17 protein-coding genes are annotated in these 22641 nt (G+C 44.5%); all 17 read right to left on the bottom strand.

Annotated elements, in window-relative coordinates; all coding sequences use genetic code 11:
• Positions 1 to 38: 38 nt before the first annotated feature.
• Entirely contained in the window at positions 39 to 1190 is a 1152-nt protein-coding gene (gene dnaJ / locus LC20001_RS07040) for a molecular chaperone DnaJ (RefSeq protein WP_003676987.1), read from the bottom strand.
• 303 nt (positions 1191 to 1493) lie between these two features.
• On the bottom strand, positions 1494 to 3350 hold the full coding sequence (gene dnaK, locus LC20001_RS07035) for a molecular chaperone DnaK (RefSeq protein ID WP_003676989.1): 1857 nt from the start codon (positions 3348 to 3350) through the stop codon (positions 1494 to 1496).
• 32 nt (positions 3351 to 3382) lie between these two features.
• Positions 3383 to 4024, bottom strand: coding sequence for a nucleotide exchange factor GrpE (grpE, locus tag LC20001_RS07030; protein ID WP_003676992.1), 642 nt, complete (start codon positions 4022 to 4024; stop codon positions 3383 to 3385).
• Positions 4025 to 4043: 19 nt separating this feature from the next.
• Positions 4044 to 5084 carry a heat-inducible transcriptional repressor HrcA gene (gene hrcA / locus LC20001_RS07025; protein WP_003676994.1) on the bottom strand — a complete coding sequence of 347 codons (1041 nt, stop codon included), beginning with the start codon at positions 5082 to 5084 and terminating at the stop codon, positions 4044 to 4046.
• A gap of 192 nt (positions 5085 to 5276) precedes the next feature.
• Positions 5277 to 6419 (bottom strand): radical SAM family heme chaperone HemW, encoded by a 1143-nt coding sequence (gene hemW, locus LC20001_RS07020; RefSeq protein ID WP_003676997.1) that lies wholly within the window; start codon positions 6417 to 6419, stop codon positions 5277 to 5279.
• Positions 6416 to 7372, bottom strand: coding sequence for a riboflavin biosynthesis protein RibF (ribF, locus tag LC20001_RS07015; RefSeq protein WP_010010053.1), 957 nt, complete (start codon positions 7370 to 7372; stop codon positions 6416 to 6418). Before ribF ends, hemW begins: the two co-directional genes overlap by 4 nt.
• Before the next feature lie 27 nt (positions 7373 to 7399).
• Positions 7400 to 8314, bottom strand: a complete 915-nt coding sequence (gene truB / locus LC20001_RS07010) for a tRNA pseudouridine(55) synthase TruB (RefSeq protein ID WP_003677000.1) — start codon at positions 8312 to 8314, stop codon at positions 7400 to 7402.
• 175 nt (positions 8315 to 8489) lie between these two features.
• Positions 8490 to 8843 (bottom strand): 30S ribosome-binding factor RbfA, encoded by a 354-nt coding sequence (gene rbfA / locus LC20001_RS07005; protein WP_003677003.1) that lies wholly within the window; start codon positions 8841 to 8843, stop codon positions 8490 to 8492.
• A 151-nt stretch (positions 8844 to 8994) separates the two neighbouring features.
• Positions 8995 to 11538, bottom strand: a complete 2544-nt coding sequence (gene infB, locus LC20001_RS07000) for a translation initiation factor IF-2 (RefSeq protein ID WP_035456679.1) — start codon at positions 11536 to 11538, stop codon at positions 8995 to 8997.
• A gap of 13 nt (positions 11539 to 11551) precedes the next feature.
• A complete protein-coding gene (locus LC20001_RS06995; protein WP_010010056.1) occupies positions 11552 to 11857 on the bottom strand; it encodes a L7Ae/L30e/S12e/Gadd45 family ribosomal protein in 306 nt (101 codons plus the stop codon).
• Positions 11847 to 12152 (bottom strand): RNase P modulator RnpM, encoded by a 306-nt coding sequence (gene rnpM, locus LC20001_RS06990; protein WP_010010057.1) that lies wholly within the window; start codon positions 12150 to 12152, stop codon positions 11847 to 11849. Before rnpM ends, LC20001_RS06995 begins: the two co-directional genes overlap by 11 nt.
• Positions 12153 to 12179: 27 nt before the next feature.
• Positions 12180 to 13349 (bottom strand): transcription termination factor NusA, encoded by a 1170-nt coding sequence (gene nusA, locus LC20001_RS06985; RefSeq protein ID WP_003677008.1) that lies wholly within the window; start codon positions 13347 to 13349, stop codon positions 12180 to 12182.
• Positions 13350 to 13368: 19 nt separating this feature from the next.
• Positions 13369 to 13842, bottom strand: a complete 474-nt coding sequence (gene rimP / locus LC20001_RS06980; RefSeq protein ID WP_003677010.1) for a ribosome maturation factor RimP — start codon at positions 13840 to 13842, stop codon at positions 13369 to 13371.
• Between the two features lie 274 nt (positions 13843 to 14116).
• Positions 14117 to 18466 carry a PolC-type DNA polymerase III gene (locus tag LC20001_RS06975; protein ID WP_010010059.1) on the bottom strand — a complete coding sequence of 1450 codons (4350 nt, stop codon included), beginning with the start codon at positions 18464 to 18466 and terminating at the stop codon, positions 14117 to 14119.
• Between the two features lie 255 nt (positions 18467 to 18721).
• Entirely contained in the window at positions 18722 to 20431 is a 1710-nt protein-coding gene (locus LC20001_RS06970; protein WP_003677015.1) for a proline--tRNA ligase, read from the bottom strand.
• Between the two features lie 76 nt (positions 20432 to 20507).
• Positions 20508 to 21782: an RIP metalloprotease RseP gene (gene rseP, locus LC20001_RS06965; RefSeq protein WP_003677017.1), complete on the bottom strand. Its 1275-nt coding sequence runs from the start codon at positions 21780 to 21782 to the stop codon at positions 20508 to 20510.
• A 47-nt stretch (positions 21783 to 21829) separates the two neighbouring features.
• Positions 21830 to 22612: a phosphatidate cytidylyltransferase gene (locus LC20001_RS06960; RefSeq protein WP_003677019.1), complete on the bottom strand. Its 783-nt coding sequence runs from the start codon at positions 22610 to 22612 to the stop codon at positions 21830 to 21832.
• Positions 22613 to 22641 lie beyond the last annotated feature (29 nt).

The following is a 22641-nucleotide window of genomic DNA, read 5'->3' as shown; positions in this document are numbered from 1 at the left end:
CGCAAAAAAACAGGTGGCATTTAGCCACCTGTTTGTTGCTACTTCTTGCGTTTACCGAATAACTTATCAAATAAGTTGCCTTCGGTTTCAGTCATGTCTTCACCACTAGCTTTGGCAAAAGTCTTCAAAGCTTCTTTTTGTTCGCCATTTAAATGCTTAGGTGTAACGACTTTAACCTTAACGTGCTGATCACCACGACCATTACCACGCAAACGTGGTGCGCCTTGTCCACGTAAACGGAAAGTGGTGTTGGTCTGTGTGCCAGCCGGAACCTTTAATTTCACTTTACCGCTAACGGTATCAACTTGCAGTTCATCGCCTAAAGCTGCCTGGACAAAACTGATCGGCACTTCTAAATAGATCTCAGCACCGTCACGTTCAAATTTATCACTTGGTGCCACGCGGAAAACAATGAATAGATCGCCGTAAGGGCCACCGTTTTCTCCCGCTTCACCTTGTTCCGACAAACGCATTTGTTGGCCATCTTCAACCCCAGCTGGGACTTTGACTTTAACACTATGGCGTTCTTCTTCGTGACCAGAGCCATGACAAGTTGGGCACTTTTCTTTGATTTCTTTACCGGTACCATGACAAACATCACAGACTTCACGTGATTGCATCCGACCTAATGGCGTTTGCCGTGTGACTTGAATATAGCCAGAGCCATGACATTTATGACAAGTATCAGGTGTTGTCCCTGGTTTAGCGCCAGTCCCATTACAAGTATGGCACATCGCTTCGCGGGTATAAGAGATCGTGGTTTCTTTACCAAAAACCGCTTCTTCAAACTTAAGATCCATCTGGTATTGCAGATCAGATCCTTGCCGTGGTGCGTTTGGATTTGAGCGTTGACCACCGCCACCACCGAAGAACTGACTGAAAATATCGTCAAAACCGCCAAAGCTTTGACCGCCACCAAAACCACCAAAGTCTTGGCCACCACCAAAGCCGCCGAAGCCACCTTGACCTTGTGGACCAGCTGAACCATATTGGTCATACTGCGCACGTTTATCAGCATCACCTAAAACTTCATAAGCTTCCGAAATATCCTTGAATTTCTGTTCAGCATCTGGTGCCTTGTTTAAATCAGGATGATATTTCTTTGAAAGCTTACGGTAGGCGCGTTTTATTTCATCTTGTGAGGCGTCGCGGCTAACCCCTAAAGTCTCATAATAATCTTTATCCGCCATGCGTATTAAGAACCTCCTAGAAATTTACGCAAATTTGACGAAACTTGCCAAAACAAGCGTCAAACTGCACTCCGTTACCATTAAAAACTTCATCAAGCATACCATAGATTAAAACAAAAAGCCAAAAGCCGCGATGGCTTTGGCTTCTTGTTGGAAAAGATATACTGCTCGTTTTGTTAAGCATAAACGTGTTTTATAAGGCAATTTCTTCCATATAACTACGTTTGCAAAACGAGCCACGCTGTGTCTCTTATTAACAAACTAGGTTATATTCCAGAAGCTGACCGCCTTATGGCACACTCTTTATTTTTTATCTTTATCGGGGTCGACTTCTTCAAAGTCACCATCAACGGTGTTGTCATCATCTTTCTTAGCATCACCAGTTGCTTGGTCTGCAGCGTCGCCGCCCTTAGCTTGTTGCTCTTTAGCAGCTTGTTCATACATTTTAACGGATAAATCTTGTACGATCTTATTCAAATCGTCGCGTTTAGCCTTCATGTCGTCCAAGTTGTTTTCTTCTTGAGCCTTCTTCAAAGCATCCTTAGCATCTTCTGCTTTCTTGATTTCGTCATCGGATACTTTGCCTTTCAACTCTTTCAAAGTCTTATCAGTTGTGAAGAGGAGTTGTTCAACGTCATTACGTAAATCAACTTCTTCTTTCTTCTTCTTATCGGCTTCAGCATTTTCTTCGGCTTCTTTTTGCATCCGTTCGATTTCTTCATCAGAAAGACCTGAAGAACTCTTGATCGTGATCTTTTGTTCTTTTTGGGTGCCCATATCTTTGGCCGAAACGTTAACGATACCGTTCTTATCGATATCGAATTTAACTTCGATCTGAGGTACACCACGAGGTGCAGCAGGAATGTCAGTCAATTGGAAACGACCCAAGGTCTTATCGTCAGCTGCCATTGGCCGTTCACCTTGTAAGACATGGATATCAACGGCTGGTTGGTTATCAGCAGCAGTTGAGAAGACCTGTGACTTGCTGGTTGGGATCGTTGTGTTACGATCGATCAACTTAGTGAAGACACCGCCCATAGTTTCAATACCTAATGACAATGGCGTAACGTCAAGTAAAACAACGTCTTTAACATCACCAGTAATAACCCCACCTTGAACAGCAGCGCCTAAGGCAACGGCTTCATCAGGGTTGATTGAACGATCTGGTTCTTTACCAGTCCATTGTTTAACGGCTTCTTGAACAGCTGGGATTCGTGTAGAACCACCGTTTAAGATGACTTTATCAATGTCGCCTAAGCTTAATTTAGCATCGCGCAAAGCATTATCAAATGGTACTTTAGTCCGGGCAACTAAATCGGCAGTCATTTCGTCGAATTTAGCACGAGTCAAAGTTTTCTCCAAATGCAATGGACCTGCGTCACCAGCAGAAATAAATGGCAAGCTGATCTGAGCTTCGTTAACACCAGATAAGTCTTTCTTAGCTTTTTCTGCAGCATCCTTTAAACGTTGTAAGGCCATCTTATCTTTAGAAAGATCGATGCCATTATCTTGTTTGAATTCAGCAACTAACCAATCGATGATCTTTTGGTCAAAGTCGTCACCACCAAGGTGTGTATCACCATTAGTTGAAAGAACTTCGAAGACACCGTCGCCTAATTCAAGTACAGAAACGTCAAATGTACCGCCACCTAAATCGTAAACTAAGATTTTTTCATCAGCATCGCCTTTGTCCAAGCCATAAGCTAAGGCAGAAGCAGTTGGTTCGTTGATGATCCGTTGTACGTTCAAGCCGGCGATCTTACCAGCATCTTTAGTTGCTTGACGCTGGCTATCATTAAAGTATGCCGGTACGGTAATAACCGCATCGTTAACTTCTTCGCCCAAATAGTCTTCAGAGAATTTCTTGATATATTGCAAGATCATTGCTGAGATTTCTTGTGGGGTATAAGATTTGCCATCAACATCAACTTTGTAGCCAGCTTCGCCCATATGACGTTTGATCGAAGCAACTGTATTTGGGTTAGTGATTGCTTGGCGTTTAGCCACTTCACCAACTTGTGTTTCACCATTTTTAAAAGAAACAACGGATGGTGTTGTCCGGTTACCTTCTGGGTTTGTAATGATTTTTGGTTCGTTACCTTCAAGAACGGCAACGGCTGAGTTAGTCGTCCCGAGGTCAATACCAATTACTTTAGCCATAAATTTCTAACCTCTTTTACCAATTTTTATTTTTATTGTGCGACAACGACCATTGCTGGTCGTAAGACGCGGTCTTTGAGCTTATAGCCCTTTTGTAATACCTGTACCACGGTATCAGGTTTTTGATCACCTTCCACAGCAACGGTTTGTACCGCTTGGTGAATGGTCGGATCAAAGGCCTGATCGGCAGCCGCGATCTCAATGATCTGATGATCTTTCAAAGTCCGTTCCAAATGATCATAAACCATTTGGACACCCTTCTTCAATTGTTCACCGTTCTTATCATTGACATCAACTGCTAAGGCGCGTTCCAAGTTATCGATCACTGGTAAAATATCCTTTACCAGATCCTGACCTTCATACTTAAGCAATTGCTCGCGTTCCTTTTTGAAACGTGTATTCATATTCTGAATTTCAGCTTCTGCCCGTAAATACTTGTCTTCCGTCGCGTCAACTTTTTCTTGTAACGTCTTGATCTGCTCAGCTTGTGGATCTGCTGCCGCAGAAGTTGCTTCTGCAGTGGCATCAGTTGCTGAATCCGCGGCTGAATCAGCTGTTGCAGAAGTTGCGCTGGCACTCTTAGGTGCTGTGCTTGCCGTTAAATCCTTCTCTGAAGGAAAATCAGCGTTTTGTGCTAAAGCATCTTCAGCTGCGGCTTGTTCATTTTTAGCCAAACAAATTCACCTCCAATGATCACTCATCCCCGCGATGGGTATAATAATCAGTTATTTTTTTAGCCAATTCTTCGCGGAAAACATCGAGTAAACCGATCATCCGTGAATATGGCATACTTGTGGGACCTAATAATGCGATCATCCCTTTGCCGTGATCGCCCACGTCATAAGTGGCAGTGATCAAACTAAAGTTACGCAGTAAATCGCTAGTTAGTTCGTCACCAAGTCGCACTTCAATGGACCGATCAGGGACACCGATCAATTTAGCTAAATCATCGTTTTGATCGATCAAACTATACAATGATTTCAATTGATCAACATTTTTGACGGTGGCCGGATTGATCAAGTTCATCTTACCGTCCACATAAAAGCGTTCCTGGGCCGCCTTTTTCAAGACGTTACCAAAAATATCCAAAAAGCCAGTTGGCGTGATCAGATATTGGGTCAAAAGCTGGGGAATATCGCTATGCAGACGCTTGATCACGCCAGTCAACGATAAACCGACCAATTGATCATTGATAATTCGAATGGCCTTCTCTAAGCTCTCACTATCCAGCTCCCGGGGAACATTGAAGATTTGATTCTCCACCGCCCCGTTATCAGTGACTAAAATCGCCATAACTTGCTGGTCGCCTAAAGGAACTAGCCGAAAACCAGTTAACCGTGCATCGCGTAACTCAGGGCCTAATGAAATAGCGGTGTAACTCGTCAAACTCGAAAGAATCTTGGCTGACTGCGCAATGATCTGATCAATTTGATGATAGCTTTGATCAAATGACGTTTCGATCACCGCTAAATCGTTGGCATCAACACTACTTGGTTCAACTAAATGATCTAAATAGTAACGATACCCTTTAGTCGATGGTACCCGCCCTGAAGACAAATGCGTTTTTTCAATCAAACCCATATCTTCTAAACGGACCATCTCGTTACGAACGGTTGCTGAACTGACATGCATGGGTAGTTGGTCGAGCAGCTTTTTAGAACCGACAGGCTGACCACTTTCAGTATACAAACGGACGATTTCCTTTAAGATAACCAGTTGTCGCTTGGTCAGCATTCGAACCACCTCTTTTTAGCACTTGATACATTTGAGTGCTAACACAATTATTAATATACCAACTCCACACGTTTAAGTCAAGGCAACAGCTGGTTTTTCCGCTAAATTATCCAAAATCAGTCTTACGACGGAGAAATCGCTCAGCACTAAAAACCCGCTCACTTTCCAGGGTTAAAGTTGCGCTACAAATGGCTAAGTTTCGTCATCCAATAAGAAAGCTTGAAAAACTTCATTCCCCATAAATTCACCACGTCGGGTTAAATGAATATGTTGCTCATCCTCTGCTAACAGCCCACGCGCCACTAATTCAGCGATCGTCGTCCCATAGAGTTCTGCCATCGGTAAACTAAATTTAGCGGCAAAGCGTGCTTTGTCGACACCAGCAACCGTTCTTAACCCAAGAAACATTTCTTCTTCGATTTGTTCACTACGCGGCAAGACATGCCGTTGCAAGACAGGCACGTGTCCCTCATGTAGCGGGGTTAAATATTGTTGGATCGGACCAAAATTTTGGTAACGTTCCTTACCTAAATAACCACTGGCACCGGCACCAAAGCCGAAATAATTGTCATTGCGCCAGTAGGTCAAATTATGTTGTGATTCGTAGCCTGGTCGTGCAAAGTTACTGATCTCATACTGAGGTCGTCCCGCAGCCGCAAATTTTTCCAAAGCCAACTCATACATATCAGCTTCAACATCTTCTGAAGGTAAATGTAATTTACCCTGCCGCATTAAATTATAGAAAACTGTTTTTCGTTCCAGAATCAATGAATAGGTTGAATAGTGTGGTAGATCCAGCGCAATCGCTTTATCCAAACTATCGGTAAAATCAGCCATACTTTGACCCGGTAAGCGAAAAATTAAGTCAATACTGATGTTTTCAAAACCAACTTTACGTGCATTTGCAATCGCCGTATAAACATCAGCGCTACGATGGATTCGCCCAATCTTTTTCAACACGTCATCATTAAATGACTGCACTCCGATACTTAAACGGTTAACACCATGGGCATGCAATACCGCTAGTTTATCCGTAGTTAGTAGATCATTGGGATTGGCTTCAAAAGTGAATTCTTGACCAGTAAAAGGTAAAATCTCCTGCATACCGGTTAGTAGACGATCTAATTGCGCCGGCGTCAAGGTTGTCGGTGTGCCGCCGCCGACATATAACGTATCAATTGTTTTTTCAGGATGAGCGGCCGTAACTAAGCACATTTCTTGTAACAAACAATCCACATAATCATCTACCGGTTGTCCTGCCAAAAAAACTTTGTTGAAATCACAGTAATAGCAAATATGCTCACAAAAAGGAATGTGGATATAGGCACCGGTCATAGTGTCACCTGCCCACTATGCTGAGTAAAATAGTCCTGAGTATGCTGTTTATCTTGCTGTAATTGTTGAACTAAGCCAGTAGCATCCGCAAATTTTATTTCCCCGCGTAGCCGCGAGAACCACGCAACTTGTACCTGTTCCCCGTAGACCATTTGATCAAAGTCTAAAACATAGATCTCAACTGTAACTGCGTTATCATCACCGAAAGTTACATTACGGCCAATCGAAGTCATGCCAGTGTACCAGCGGCCAGCAATGGCTAATTTAACCGCATAAATACCGATCCCCGGCACATGTTGTGCAGGATCGATTGCTAAATTCAGTGTGGGGAAGCCGATCGTTCGCCCACGGGCCACGCCATGTACCACGACGCCCACATTGCGGTAGGGATAACCTAACAGCCGATTTGCTTGATCCACATCGCCAGCCTTAATTGCTGCCCGGATCCGCGTTGAACTGATTTTAGCCGCATTATCTTGCTGCTGAGCGACCTCAACCACATCGAAACGCCCATTGGCATAACGGGGTAAATCTTGCATCGTCGCCTGCTCAGGACCAAAAGTATAGTCAAAACCAGCAACCGCTACTTGAGCGTGCAGTCCAACAATGTATTGATCCACGAAATCAGCGGGTGATAATGCCGCAAACGCAGACGTAAACTCCACAATATATAAAATATCGACACCTAATTGCGCCATCAAATCAGCTTTCATCGCAGGCGTCGTTAAATACTTCATTTGTTCGGCATCCAATTGGTGGAATACCAAGCCAGGATGCTGATTAAAGGTCATCACCGCTAAGGGTATTTGCCGTTGCCGGGCAATGGTCGCGGCCCGTTTGATCACAGTCTGGTGACCACGATGCACCCCATCAAAAAAGCCTAACGCCAAAATCACTGGCGTCGCACTAATTTGATCGACAGTATATGGATGATGAATTCGTACGATCTTCATTAAACCTTGACTCCAATCTAAATAGAATTATTCATTTGCCAGAAACATTTTAACTGGTTGAAATAAGTGCGGGTACTCTGGATGCGGTTGATAAAGGGCCTTGATTTTTTGATCATAAACTAACGCGATCACTTCATCTAATTGTGTCAATTCCGCTCGCGGTAAAAAGGCGCCATTTTGCACCTTTGCCCACTGTTCTGCCGTTAACTCAACTTGTGGATAAGCGCTTAGGGCCGTCTCCATTGGGCGCAAAATCGTTGCCAATTTATCTTCAGCACTTAATTTTGCCACGGTATCCAGATCAATCGTATCGGCTAAAGTAAAGCCACCACTTTGTACCCGAGTCAGTGCTGACATCACCGCCGCAACACCTAGTTTACGGCCAAGATCAACGGCTAAAGTACGCACATATGTCCCTTTAGAACAGCTGACCTCAAAACGAAACTTCTGTGTCCCGGCAACCGCGTCAAATTCTGGTTCATTTAAGCGTTTAAAATCAGTTAGCGTCACTTGCCGTTGTGGCCGTTCGACAGTTTCACCAGCCCGAGCATAGTCATACAGCCGGCGACCTTTAACCTTAACCGCAGAAAACATCGGCGGGATCTGCGTGATCGTTCCAATAAAAGTTTGCATTTGCGCATCGATCTGAGCCGTACTAAAGCCAGCGGTGAGTGGTGTTTTTTCAACCACCTCACCATCCAGATCTTCAGTCGTGGTCGCAAAACCCAACGTTACCTCACCCTGATAAGTTTTGCCGCCGGCCACCAAATAGTCAACGACCTTAGTGGCAGTCCCAATACAGATCGGTAGCACCCCGTCCACATTTGGGTCCAATGTGCCGCCATGACCGACACGACGCGTATGAAATAAGCGCCGCAGTTGGGCATCACAATCGTGGCTGGTCATGCCGCGTGGTTTATATAGTGGTAGAATTCCGTTCATTATTTTCCTCCGCCTTCATGATTCACATGGCTATCTCACCGTAAAAGTCTTAATCTTCATGACTCTTACAAACTAAATCATTATAGCACATTTAGCCTGGTCACTAGTCGGCCAACAAAATAGCGCAAAAAAACAGACCTGAAGCAAAATTGCTCAAGGTCTGCTAAATTTTAACTTAACGCTCTTCCCGATGTAACTGATTGATCAGTTCATCGATTCGATTACCGTACTGAACAGATTCATCCCGAGCAAAAGTCAGTTCAGGAATCTTAAATAAGCGAATCCGTTGGCCTAATTCCATCCGAATTAAGCCGGTAGCCTTCTCTAAGCCGCGCTGTGCTTTTTCACCGTCGCCGGCTTTGTCAGAAAGAATACTGTAGTAGATCGTCGCTTGCTGTAAATCGCCAGTGACGTTAACGCCAGTGATGGTGACGCCTGCGACCCGGGGATCACGCACACGCTTCAATAAAATGTCCGTTGTTTCCTTTTGAATTTCTTGGGAAACACGGCCAATCCGATATTGTGCCATTACGCTACCTCCTATTACACAATTAAGGTGATTTATTAGCCAAATACACTAATAAATTTTGATGTTCCAGTCGGTGACCATTCTTGTGGCAAACTACTCGCCGCAAGAAACATGGCCCTATTACACAATTATGGTCTAAACGTATCTAAAACTATTCGACGGGAACTTCTTCCATGATGAAGACTTCGATTTGGTCGCCTTCCTTGACGTCGTTGTAGTTTTCGATCATTAAGCCACCTTCGAAACCTTGTTTGACTTCTTTAACGTCGTCTTTCAAATGCTTCAAGCTAGCGATCTTACCTTCGTAAACGACAATGCCATCACGAATTAAGCGAACGCCAGAATCACGTTTGACCACACCTGAAGTCACGATAAAGCCAGCAATCGTGCCAACTTTAGAAACTTTGTAGGTTTGCCGTACATCTAACTGACCGATAACCTTCTCGCGGTAAGTTGGTTCGAGCATCCCTTTCATCGCAGTTTCTACTTCATCGATTGCGTTGTAGATAACGTTATGCAAGCGGATATCAACGTCTTCGGTGCTAGCTTGGTCTTTAGCCCGTGGTGTTGGACGAACGTTGAAACCGATGATAACCGCGTTACTTGCAGCAGCTAAGGTGACATCACTTTCATTGATCGCACCAACGGCTTCATGGATGATATTGACCCGCACGCCTTCAACATCGATTTTTTGCAAGCTATTAGCTAAAGCTTCAACTGAACCTTGAACGTCAGCTTTGATAATAATATCGACTTCTTTAAGTTGACCTTCTTGCATGGTTTCAAACAAATTGTCCAATGTGACATGCTTCGTCCGGTTACGTTGAGCCAAAACAGCTTGTTTAGCCCGTTCTTCACCAGCAGCCCGTGCTGTTTTTTCGTCATCAAAGACGATAAACTTATCGGCTGATTCTGGTACATCACTTAAACCAGTGATTTCTACTGGTGTTGATGGCTTAGCTTCTTTGATCCGACGACCACGGTCATTAGTCATAACGCGGACACGACCAAACGTGTTACCGACAACGATTGGATCACCGATGCGTAAAGTCCCTTGTTGAACTAATAACGATGCGACAGCACCCTTACCTTTATCCAAACGCGCTTCGATAACCGTACCGGCACCTTTTTGCTTAGGATTGGCTTTCAATTCCAGCATGTCAGCTTCCAATAAGATCATTTCCAATAATTCATCTAGGTTCTTACCAAACTTAGCTGAAATTGGAACGAAGATCGTATCGCCACCCCAGTCTTCAGGAATCAATTCATATTCAGTCAATTGTTCCATCACATGGTTCGGGTTAGCATTCGGTTTATCGATTTTGTTGACCGCAACGATAATTGGCGCATTAGCTGCTTTCGCATGGTTAATGGCTTCAATCGTTTGTGGCATTACGCCATCATCAGCGGCAACAACTAAAACAATAATATCAGTCACATCAGCGCCACGTGCACGCATATCAGTAAAGGCCGCATGTCCTGGGGTATCCAAGAACGTGATCAAACGATCATTCGACTTAACTTGATAAGCACCGATTGCTTGGGTGATCCCGCCGGCTTCGCCTTCAGTCACACTAGTATGGCGTAACTTATCCAGCAAGGTTGTTTTACCATGATCGACGTGCCCCATGATCGTAACAACTGGTGGCCGCTTTTCTTGATAACTAGTATTCGCTTCTTCAGCAGCAAAGAATTTATCCAAATCAGAAATATCTACTTGAACTTTTTCTTCAGCTTTGATGCCATAATCCGCTGCCAAAACTTCGATCGTATCTTTTTCTAACGACTGGTTTTGGTTAACCATAACGCCCATCATGAATAATTTTTTGATGATTTCGGCTGGTTCACGGTGGATCAACTTAGCGATATCTTGAACGTTCATGCCTTCAGTGTATTGTAATACTTCTGGCAAAGCCCGTTCTTTCCGCGTTGTTGGTGGCGTAACAGAATGGTTCTGGCGTTTGTTACGACGATTGCGCTTCTTGTTGAAACGACCGCCGCCAGCATTGCCACCAAAACGATTGTTACCACCACGGCCGCCACGGTTACTATTATTGTTACCAAAGCGACTGCTACTATTACGATTACCACCAGCAGTGTTGCCGCCAACGGTACCTTGATTACGGTTATTGCTGCTTCTTACCGTAGAATTAGCCGAACTGATTGGTTTTGCTGCATTTACTGGTGCCCGGTTATCAGCGCGATTTTGTGGGTTTGGTGCTACCCGGTTATTGCTAGCTGATACCCGTGGCTTGTTATTGTGGTTGTTATTATGGTTATAACGATCATTACGATTTTGTGAATGATTGTTGTTACCATGCTGGTTTTGATTACTACGTTGGCCTGAGTTGTTGTTACTGTGTTGGCCTTGGTAATTCCGGTTTGGTTGGTTGCGATCACGGTCATTATGTGCAGGTGTATGCGCGTCATGACTGTGTTCGTTACGCGTCGGTTGTTGTGGGCGTGCTGCCTGAGGTGCTGGCGCTGCCTTTTTGGTGTGATCCACCGGCTGAGTATTTGGCGTATTGGCCACCTTTCCGCCACTGATCGCGTTACGCAATACTTTTTCTTGCGCATCGTCAATCGTGGACATATGATTCTTAATATCGATTCCAGCTTTTTTCGCCCGATCAATCACTACTTTTGATTGGACATCTAATTCTTTCGCTAATTCGTAGATACGTTTTTTACCCATATCTTCACGCTCCCTACGTTTTCAGTAAGGCAATAAGTCGGCGGGCAAACCCGGCGTTGGTGATCCCAACGATCGTACGCGGTCGGCCTAGCGCCTGACTCATTGCTTCCTTCGTGAAGGCTGTTATTACTGGTACGTGATAAAAATCGCCTTTAGCGCTAAATTTATCACGTGTTGCCTGACTAGCATCAGCTGCGACCAACACCAACATCACTTTCTGTTGCTGGATCGCTTTTAAAACTAAGCCTTCACCCATTGTCAATGCACCTGCTCGTAAACTTAATCCTAGCAGGTTTAGTGCTTTTTGATTATTTTCCATTTTTATCGCCAAAAAGTTCTTTACGCGCTTTTTGATGTTTCACATAAGCTAATAGTTCGCTATAAAAATCATCGTCAACGGTGGCATTCAAAGCCTTATCTAAGATATGCTTTTTTGCGGCTTCTTCAACGGCAGTGGGTTCAAGTGAAACGTAAGCGCCCCGGCCCGACTTTTTACCAGTCGGATCGATTGCGACTTCGCCTTCTTTGCTGCGAACCACACGGACCATTTCTTTTTTTGGTTTCATTTCATTGCTGACGACATCTTTACGCATCGGGATCTTTCTTGGTTTCATACTCAAGTTTTGCTCCTTTTCCGTTGATTAGTCGTTTAAATCAGCTGCGTCATCAGGGACAGTTGGCGCGTCATCAGTTGCTGGCGCCGTTTCTGGCTCTGCCGCAGAAGCTGCTTCTTCAGCAGGTGCAGCTTCAGTCGTTGACGCAGTATTAGCCAATTCATCAGCCTCAGTTTCTGACTTGATATCAATCTTATAACCCGTTAGCTTGGCAGCTAAACGCGCATTTTGGCCCCGTTTACCGATGGCTAATGATAATTGATAATCAGGCACGATCACCGTAACGGCTTTGTCATTTTCAGGATCAAAAGTGACATCAACGACTTGGGCTGGATTCAATGCATTCGCAATGTATTCAGCTGGATCGTCCACCCATTCAATGATATCCATGTTTTCACCGGATAATTCATTGACGATGGCTTGTACCCGCTGACCACGTGGGCCAACACAGGTCCCAACCGAATCAACGTTGGCGTCATGACTGCGAACAGCCATTTTAGTCCGATCGCCGGCTTCACGAGCGATTGACACAATTTCCACCGTGCCATCATAGATCTCCGGAACTTCTTGTTCAAATAACCGTTTAACTAGATCCGGATGAGTCCGACTAACGTAGACTTGTGGTCCTTTTGGTGTATTTTCAACTTTGGTCACATAAACTTTGATGCGATCATGCGGTTCGTAATGTTCGTTCGGCATTTGGTCACTCTTAGACAAAATAGCTTCGATCTTGCCTAAATTAACGTAGATATACCGACTGTCGCGACGTTCCACGACCCCTTGCATGATCTCATTTTCATACTTGATATATTGATCATAAATAATGCTACGTTCCGCTTCACGAACTCGTTGCATGATGACTTGCTTAGCCGTCTGGGCAGCGATCCGTCCGAAATCTTTTGGTGTGACTTCAAAACGAATATCATCGCCGACTTCGTAAGCTTCGTTGATTGCCAAAGCTTCCTTTAGGCTAACTTCTAAACGTGAATCGAACACTTCGTCCGTTACTTCTTTAACCGCATAAACGTGAATGTCGCCTTTTCTCTGATCAAATTCAACTTCCACATTTTGTGCTTGACCATAATTACGCTTGTAAGCCGAGACTAATGCAGCTTCCAGCGCCTCAATGACAACTTCTTTTTTAACGCCTTTTTCAGACTCAAGGGCATCTAATGCACTTAACATTTCCTTGCTCATGGTAATTGTTCCTTCCCGATTAAAATTCGATGGCTAATCTAGCTTGCGCGATCTGTTTACGCGCAAATGTAAATTCCTTACGCCGAGTTTTAATTTTAACTGACAACGTTAGCTCTTCTGGCGTTACCGCCGTCAAAGTACCTTCATAAATTTTTGTCCCATTAACTGCTTGGTACAATGAAATATGGATGTAACTATTTAAAGCGCGCTGATAATCAGCTTCTTTTTTTAAAGGTCGTTCAGCGCCTGGCGACGAAACTTCTAGATAGTAAGCTTGCGGAATCGGGTCCGGATCCATTGAATCCAGCGTTTCACTAATTTTTTCACTGATCATAGCACAATCTTCAAGGGTAATGCCGGCAGGTTTATCAATGTAAACCCGTAAGTACCAGCTCTTACCTTCTTTAACAAATTCAATATCAACTAATTCAAATTGATGACTGTCCACGATTGGTTGGACAACATCTTGGACTCTTTCAACAACCGAGCTCAAACCATTGCCTCCTTTTCGCAATTTTAGTTTGTTCCGGCAAAATAATTCCCCTAATCTTTTTAAAAAAGCTTAAAAGTCCTATTAAACGTAGAACAATTGCTGCTCAATAATGGTGCATTGTTGCGCTAAATACTGTACTGGCAACGTTTTTGCCTTTGGTAAAACTCACTTTATCCAATAAAAAGAGTGAGCATCGCTGCTCACTCGACCAAAGTCTCTAAATACATTCATTATATTACCACAAATTCGGTTCTGACGCAACTTACACGCTTATTTACATCATATCGAACAGGGATAACTGATTCTCATCTGGTAAATCTTCCAAGACGCGATTTTCAGTCAAGTAATCGATCAATGTTTTCGACACTTTCCCGCGCTTACTTAAATCTTCTTTAGACAAGAATGGTTTTTCTTCGCGCGCCGATACGATCTGCTTGGCGACGTTCATGCCTAAGCTAGGCACTGCGCGGAATGGCGCTAACAACGTTTTGCCGTCGTCCTCAATTAAAAATTCAGCCGCATCAGAACGGGTGATGTCGACCATTTCAAACTTAAAGCCGCGCTCCAACATTTCGTTGGCTAATTCTAACACGGTCAGCAAGTTCTTTTCCTTAGCCGAAGCGTCCATACCTTTATCAGTGATCTCTTTCATCGCTGACTTGACTGCGTCTTTCCCGCGCGACATTGCCACGAGGTCAAAATCATCCGCCCGGACAGTGAAATAGGCCGCGTAGTACAAAATCGGGTAATAAACTTTAAAGTACGCCACCCGTAGCGCCATCAAAATATACGCCGCCGCATGGGCCTTCGGGAACATATACTTGATCTTCAAGCATGAATCGATGTACCAATCGGGCACGTTACCGTTATCGCGCATCGCTTGCTGCCAATCATCGGGGATACCGCGGCCCTTACGCACGTGTTCCATAATATTGAACGCCATCGATGCATCCATCCCATAGTGGATCAGATCCAGCATGATATTATCACGACAACCGATAACGTCTTTCAAAGTGACGATCCCCTTTTGGATCAATTCCTCGGCGTTACCTAACCACACGTCGGTCCCGTGAGATAAACCAGAGATCTGCAGCAATTCAGAGAAGGTCGTCGGATTAGTTTCTTCCAACATGCCCCGAACAAAACGCGTCCCAAATTCAGGAATGCCTAACGTCCCCGTTTTGGAGCCGATCTGCTCTGGTGTGACGCCGAGAACATCGGTACCTGAAAATAACGACATAACTTTGGGGTCAACTGGTGGGATCGATTTTGGTTCGATCCCCGACAGATCCTGAAGTTTACGGATCATCGTTGGATCATCATGGCCCAGAATATCCATTTTCAAAATATTGTCATGGATCGAGTGGAAATCAAAATGACTGGTACGCCACGATGCGTTTTGGTCATCGGCTGGATACTGAATCGGCGTGAAATCATAAATATCCATGTAATCAGGGACGATCAAAATACCCGCGGGATGCTGCCCAGTGGTCCGTTTAACGCCGGTAGTGCCTTTAGCCAAACGGTCAACTTCGGCGCCACGATAAGTTTGGCCGGTATCACGCTCGTAAGCTTTAACGTAACCGTAACCGGTTTTATCGGCCACGGTACCGATCGTCCCGGCACGGAAGACGTTATTCTCGCCAAACAACACTTTCATGTAGTTATGGGCGATCGGCTGGTAGTCACCAGAGAAGTTCAAATCAATATCCGGCACTTTGTTCCCGGTAAAACCTAAGAAAGTTTCGAAAGGAATATCGTGACCGTCTTTTTCCAGCTCAGCGCCGCAATTCGGGCACTTTTTATCCGGTAAATCATAGCCAGAGCCATATTCACCTTTAGTATAAAACTCTGAATAATGACATTGGGCACAGCGATAATGTGGTGGCAAAGCGTTAATCTCAGTGATCCCCGCCAAAAAGGCCACTAAACTTGAACCGACAGATCCCCGGGAACCAACTAAATAACCGTCTTTGTTACTTTTGTACACTAACTTCTGCGCGATCAAATAATGGACCGCAAACCCGTTACCGATAATACTTTTCAATTCTTGGTCGATTCGAGCAGCAACGATCTCCGGCAACTCTTCCCCGTATAATTTATGCGCTAACGTGTAGGTCATATTCTTGATATCATCTTCCGCACCAGGCATTTTCGGCGTGTACAGTTTGTCTTTGACCGGCGAGATCTCATCGATCCGATCAGCCAGCGCATTCGGATTAGTGACGACTAATTGCTGCGCCACTTGATCGCCAAGGAATTGGAATGACTTCAGCATTTCATCGGTCGAACGGAAATGAACGTCCGGCAAATTGATCCGGTTGAGCGGGTTAGCCCCACCTTGCGAATTAATCAAGATCTTACGGTAAATCTTATCTTCTGGGTTTAAATAGTGCGCATCACCAGTCGCCACAACTGGGAGCTGTAATTCCTCGCCAATCTTGACGATATTACGAATAATATCTTCTAAGTCGCCATTGTTGTTGACTAATTCACGCTCCAATAACGGTGCATAGACGGGCTTAGGCATGACTTCAAGGTAGTCATAAAACTTCGCCTTATCCCGCGCTTCATTGTAGCCTTTTTGCATCATGGCGGTAAAAACTTCACCACTAGAACAAGCCGAACCAATCAGAATACCTTCGCGATACTGATTGACCAAACTACGCGGCATCCGTGGAATGCGGTAGAAGTACTTGATCATCGATAGCGAAACTAACTTAAACAAGTTTTTTAAGCCAGCTTGAGTCTGCGCCAATAAAACCGCGTGGAACGGCCGTGCCTGCTTATACGCTTCATTTTCGCCGACACGATCATTTAATTGATCAACAAATTCCATCTGGTAGTGTTGCTTAGCTTCCTTCAAGAAGATATACAACAAATGCCCAGTCGATTCAGCATCGGCATTGGCCCGGTGATGGTGTTCCAAACTGACTTTAAAGCGCTTGGCCAACGAATCCAACTTATGGTTCTTAAACTCAGGATGCAGCATCCGGGCTAATTCCAAAGTATCGATCACCGGTACGTCGATCTGCCCCATATTATGCCGGCCAAAGCCAGCATTTAAAAAGCCCACGTCAAAAGTGACGTTATGCCCGACTAATACAGTGCCCGCGTAAAATTTCTGAAACTTAGCGAATGCTTCTTCTTCGGTATTGGTGCCACGGACCATGTCGTCCGTAATACTGGTCAAATTGATCGTCGTTTCCGACAACGGATGCCCGGGGTCGATAAATTCCTCAAACTCGGCGATCACTTCACCGTTTTTCATTTTAACGGCAGCCAATTCAATGATCGAATCGTAAACCGCTGATAACCCAGTTGTTTCGGTATCAAAAACCACATATTCCGTATCGTCATTTAACGGTGTATGATCCAAGTTATAGGCGATCGGCACACCATCATCAACTAAGTTAGCCTCGACGCCGTACAAAATCTTAACGCCGTTTTTCTTGCCGGCATTGTGGGCTTCGGGAAAAGCCTGCAAGGCAGCATGATCGGTGATGGCGATCGCTTTTTGCCCCCACTTAGCTGCTTGGGCAACGTAATCAGAAATACTATTGGTCGCATCCATCTGACTCATATTCGAATGTAAATGCAATTCGACCCGCTTTTGACCTTCCGGCGCAGTATCTTGGCGGACAGCGTGTTTGACTTCTTGGACGTCACGAGCGTTGACCACCAAATCACGCATAAAGTTGTCTTCTTGAACGCTCCCTTTGACCTTGACCCAGATCCCCTTTTTCATCGCCGCAAACAGTGCTTCGTCCTCATCATTACGGGAGAACTTTTTGACGGTGAATGAGGATGTGTAGTCAGTCATCTTAAAGATCAATAATTGGCGCTTCGAGCGCAACACCCGAATTTCTAGATCAAAGACGTAGCCTTCGATCACTAAGGAATTTTCTTCTTCTTGAATATCGATCATCTGGCGGACAGGTTCATTAGGATTGATCGCGCGACCCATTGTAATCGGGCCACTGATCGTCTTCTCGCTAGCTTGTTGCTGCTGTCGCTGTTGGGCAGCTTGCTGCAATGATGCCGCCGCTTGTTGGGCCATCGCCGCATCCTTTTTCGCTTTAGCTGCTTGAAACGCCTCAATTTTAGCTTGTGATGCTGATTCGTCGATCAGGGCGTGGATCGATAATTTAGGAAAACCCACATCAACATAAGTATCTTCAATTGGCCCTAACGCTTGCGTCGTCAAAAAATTCTTAACGATCTCGTTATCGGCTAACAGCATGACCCGGCCGTCGTCCAAGTACGGTTGCTCTTTTTCACACAGTTCTTGGATCAGCGACGACGTGATCCCACTGGTTTTGACCACATAAGTCCAATAATCGCCTAAATTTTGATCAGTTAATTGCGGCGATCGCGTTTGGATCGTTAATTTTATCTTGGCAATCTCACTAAAGGCTTGTTGCAAGTGCTGACCGAGGTCAATGAACAACGGATAGGGTAAAATATCCGCAAATTCTAAGTGGAATTGCCAAACACGCGAACGCTGATGGACCACCACTTTATTGACTTTAGCATCCGTGAAAAAATGTTCATTTTCAGCAGTGACTTCTAACTTGATCTGCTCGCGCAGTTTATTAAATAATTCAATCTCGTTTAAACTCAACGCAGCCATCCTTCCAAACTTAATAAGAAAAGAGTCGAACGGTGAGGCTCAGCCATTTGCTAAACCGTGGTGCTTACCGTTCCACTCTTATCCGCTTTATTCTAAAGTGTGTTTGAAAAAGTAACTTGCCTTTTCAAACACACTGACGCTAAATTGGCGGTAAAAACTAACTGGTAGTATTTTCCAAACACAATTTAGTTTAACTCAATTTACGTTTAGGTCAACTCGAAGCGACTTGAAATTTTACGCGCGAAACTAGTCCGTTTGCTTGAGTAAAATCTGGATCGTATTGACTAATTCAGATTTCTGCACTTCAATCGTTTCACCGGTTTTACGTAACTTAATTTCAACGATCCCTTCGCTGGCTTTCTTACCAACGGTTACCCGCACTGGTAGCCCAATCAAATCGGACTCCGCAAACTTAACGCCAGCGCGTTCTTTACGATCATCAACCAATACACTGTAACCCGCTTCTTCCAACAAAGCTTCAGCTTCACTGGCCAAAGTAACTTGTTCTTTGTTCTTCACGTTAACTGGGATCACGTGGATCGTGTATGGCGCAATATTTTCGGGCCAAACCAAGCCGTTGTCATCGGACTGTTGTTCAGCGATCGCCGTCAGTAAGCGGCTGACCCCGATACCATATGAGCCCATGATCAATGGTTGGCTGCGACCATTTTCATCCAAGAAATTAGCGTTCATTACTTTAGAATAACGCGTACCTAATTTAAAGACATGGCCGATCTCGATTCCTTTAGTGAATTTCAAGACGCCTTCACCATCAGGCGATACTTCGCCTTCCTTAACGAAACGCAAGTCAGCATAAGCTTCTGGCGTATAATCACGGTCGGCATTCACGTTTAAATAATGGTAGCCATCTTCACTGGCACCAACGACAATATTAGCTAAGTTTTGTACACTGAAATCAGCTAGCAAGCGCACATCAGCGGCTAAATTAACGGGGCCTAATGAGCCAAAATTGGCACCCATATATTGAACCGCTTGTTCATCCGTAGCCATTTCTAAACTATCCGCTTCCAAATAATTCTTTAGCTTAACGGGGTTGATCTCATAATCACCGCGAACTAAAACTAAAACGGGCTTTTCGTCAGCGATGAATAACATGCTTTTTGCCGTTTTTTCAACCTCAACGTTCAATAATTCAGCGACTTCAGCGATTGTTTTGGCTCCAGGCGTCGCTACTTTTTCCAACTCAGCTGGTGCTTCAGTCGTCTTCTTATTCAAAGTCAGGCTTGTAGCCATTTCCAAATTAGCGGCATAGTCGCCGGCATCCGAATAAACGATCGTATCTTCACCAATAGCGGCGGGCGCGGAAAATTCAACGGAATCTTTACCGCCCATTGCCCCAGCGTCACCAATAATTGCCCGATAATCCAAGCCACAGCGATCAAAAATCGCCCGATAAGCGGCTTCCATTTGGCGGAAAATTTTATCCAGATCAGCCACATTTGCTGTAAATGAATACGCATCCTTCATGATAAATTCACGACCACGTAACAAGCCAGCCCGAGGACGCTTTTCATCCCGATATTTTGGCTGAATTTGATAAAGCACTTGTGGTAACTTCTTGTATGAATTTAAGTTATCGCGCACCAAATCGGTAAATGATTCTTCGTGCGTTGGTCCCAAGATAAAATCACGTTCATGGCGATCACGCAATTTAAACAATTCAGGCCCGTACGTGTCATAACGGCCAGATTCTTGCCATAATTCAGCAGGGATCACTTCAGGCATCAGCATTTCAACGGCATCGATTTTTTCCATTTCTTCTTCGATGATCCGATTGATCTTCTGCAGTACTTTGTAAGCTAATGGTAAATAACTGTAAATGCCGGCGCTCATTTGGCGAATATAGCCGGCGCGCAGCATCATTTGATGTGACTTGGAGTCAGCATCATTAGGCGTTTCTTTTAACGTAGGGATAAAAACTTTTGACTGTTTCATGGATAAATTGCTCCTTTTTAGAGCGTAGCGCAACATGGTACGCTACGTTTTACTTCTTAATTAATTTTAAATCCGCTCAGCGCATGAAAAAGCGTTGAAAATCGTTCCAGGTAACGGCAATGATCAATAATAACATCAACGCGAAACCGATCAAGGTAATGATGCCCTCTTTTTCTGGGTCCATCGGTTTACGCCGGATTGCTTCAATGATGTTCAACAATAATTTACCACCATCCAAAGCCGGTATGGGTAGTAAATTCATGATCGCGATACTGATCGACAATAAGCCCATTAAATTCAAGATCGTGGTAAAGCCCATCTTAGTGGCTTGTGATGTCATCGAGTACATCGCCACTGGGCCGCCAAAATTATTGATATTAAAGCCATGGACAAACATGCCACCTAGTGTGCTTAGCGTATTCGTTAGAATTTGCCAAGTGTAGGTAAAGCCGTACGTGACTTTGGCGCCTAGCGAATGATCCTGCGCCACGGCCACCCCGATCACACCGACCTTTTCACCATTACTAGTGGTTGCTTTCGGCGTTAGTTTGACCGTACTCGTCTTACCGTCACGAACCACGGTCAAACTGATCCGTTTATTCGGATATTGATTGATTTGTTCAGCAACGTCAATAAAAGTCGCCGTTTTCTTATTGTTGACCGCAGTGACTTGATCACCGCTTTTTAAGCCAGCTTTTTGCGCAACTGAATCTGGCTGGATCGCACCTAACTGATTGGAGTCCGAACGGGCGACACCACCAGCTAAAAAGGCCACCAACATAAAGGTCAAGATCCCGAGAATAAAATTATTCATCACCCCAGCAATATTGATCATCATGCGTCGTAAAATCGACACCGACTGAAACTGGACATCAATGGGGGCAATTTGTACCTCAGTGCCGCCTTTTTCAATGATCGTGGCGTCATGATCGACTGGATACCGTTTTAAGTTATCCTCATCACCATTTTCATAACCGCTAACAAATAAGTCCTTTTGCAGATCACTTTGGGCAATTTCAAAGGGGATCCCGTCATTTAGTAAAACTTTTTGACTGGCGTTGATCCGAGTGGCTTTTTGATCAGCGTTCAACGTTAATGTCACCGGTGTCCCTGGTTGTAGCTCATCATCTTCGTCATCCTGCATGCCCGCCATCCGCACATAACCGCCCAAGGGCAGTAAACGTAGTGTATAGGTTGTGCCATTATAACGTTTGGCTAAGAGTTTAGGCCCCATGCCGATTGAAAATTCGCGCACCAAGACGCCGGCCCGCTTGGCAAAGTAGAAATGGCCAAATTCGTGTACGATCACGATCGCACCGAATATCAGTATAAATACAATTAAGGTCTCCACAGAATTGCCCCTTTCTCTGACTAGAGTGTGCTAGAAAGCCGAGCACTCTAGATCAAGGTAAACAGATGTACGATCGGCAAAACGAACAATAGACTATCAAAACGATCTAAAATACCACCATGTCCTGGTAAAATCTTACCGGAATCCTTAACACCGTAATGCCGTTTGTAAGATGATTCCACTAAGTCGCCTAACTGGCCGCAAATCGAAAAGATCAATGTGAACAGGATCATGGTTGGTAGTGAATACAGTTGGATCTCAGGTACAAAGGCCACGAAGATGCCGCCGATGATCACCGCACAAAGCGTCCCACCGATAGACCCTTCCCAAGTTTTATTGGGACTAACTTGTGGGGCTAACTTGTGTTTGCCTAACTTGCGCCCAATTTGGTAAGCACCAATATCAGTTGCCCAAATTGTGAACAAAATATAAAACAGCATCATTAAACTTTCCTGCCGTGCGGCAATGAAATAATGAAAGCCAAGTCCAATATAAACGGCCGCCAAGCTAGTCACACCAACGTCATCAAAGTTGACCCGGTTTTTAGAAAATACCATGTTGACTAACATTAGCATAACGATCAGGTAAAAGATAAATAAACGATTGGTGCCGGCTGGTAACCATGAATTAGGTATCATGATTGCTAACACCGCTAGACCGCCAAGTAAGGCCTCCAGTGAGACGATGATTTTCTTACGCATAATGAAGATCTCGGACATTGCAACTAAGCCTAGGACAATGGCCATGATATCATAAGTGACCCCACCGAGTAACACGATCGGGATAAAAATAATTAATGCAATAACTGCAGTTATAACACGTTGTCGCATTCAGGTAACACTCCTTTTTCCACTAAATA

This window comes from Loigolactobacillus coryniformis subsp. coryniformis KCTC 3167 = DSM 20001 (genome assembly GCF_002706425.1).
GTDB classification, from domain to species: domain Bacteria; phylum Bacillota; class Bacilli; order Lactobacillales; family Lactobacillaceae; genus Loigolactobacillus; species Loigolactobacillus coryniformis.
Note: the sequence above shows the minus strand (reverse complement) of the source record. Positions and strands in the feature narration are given on the sequence as shown.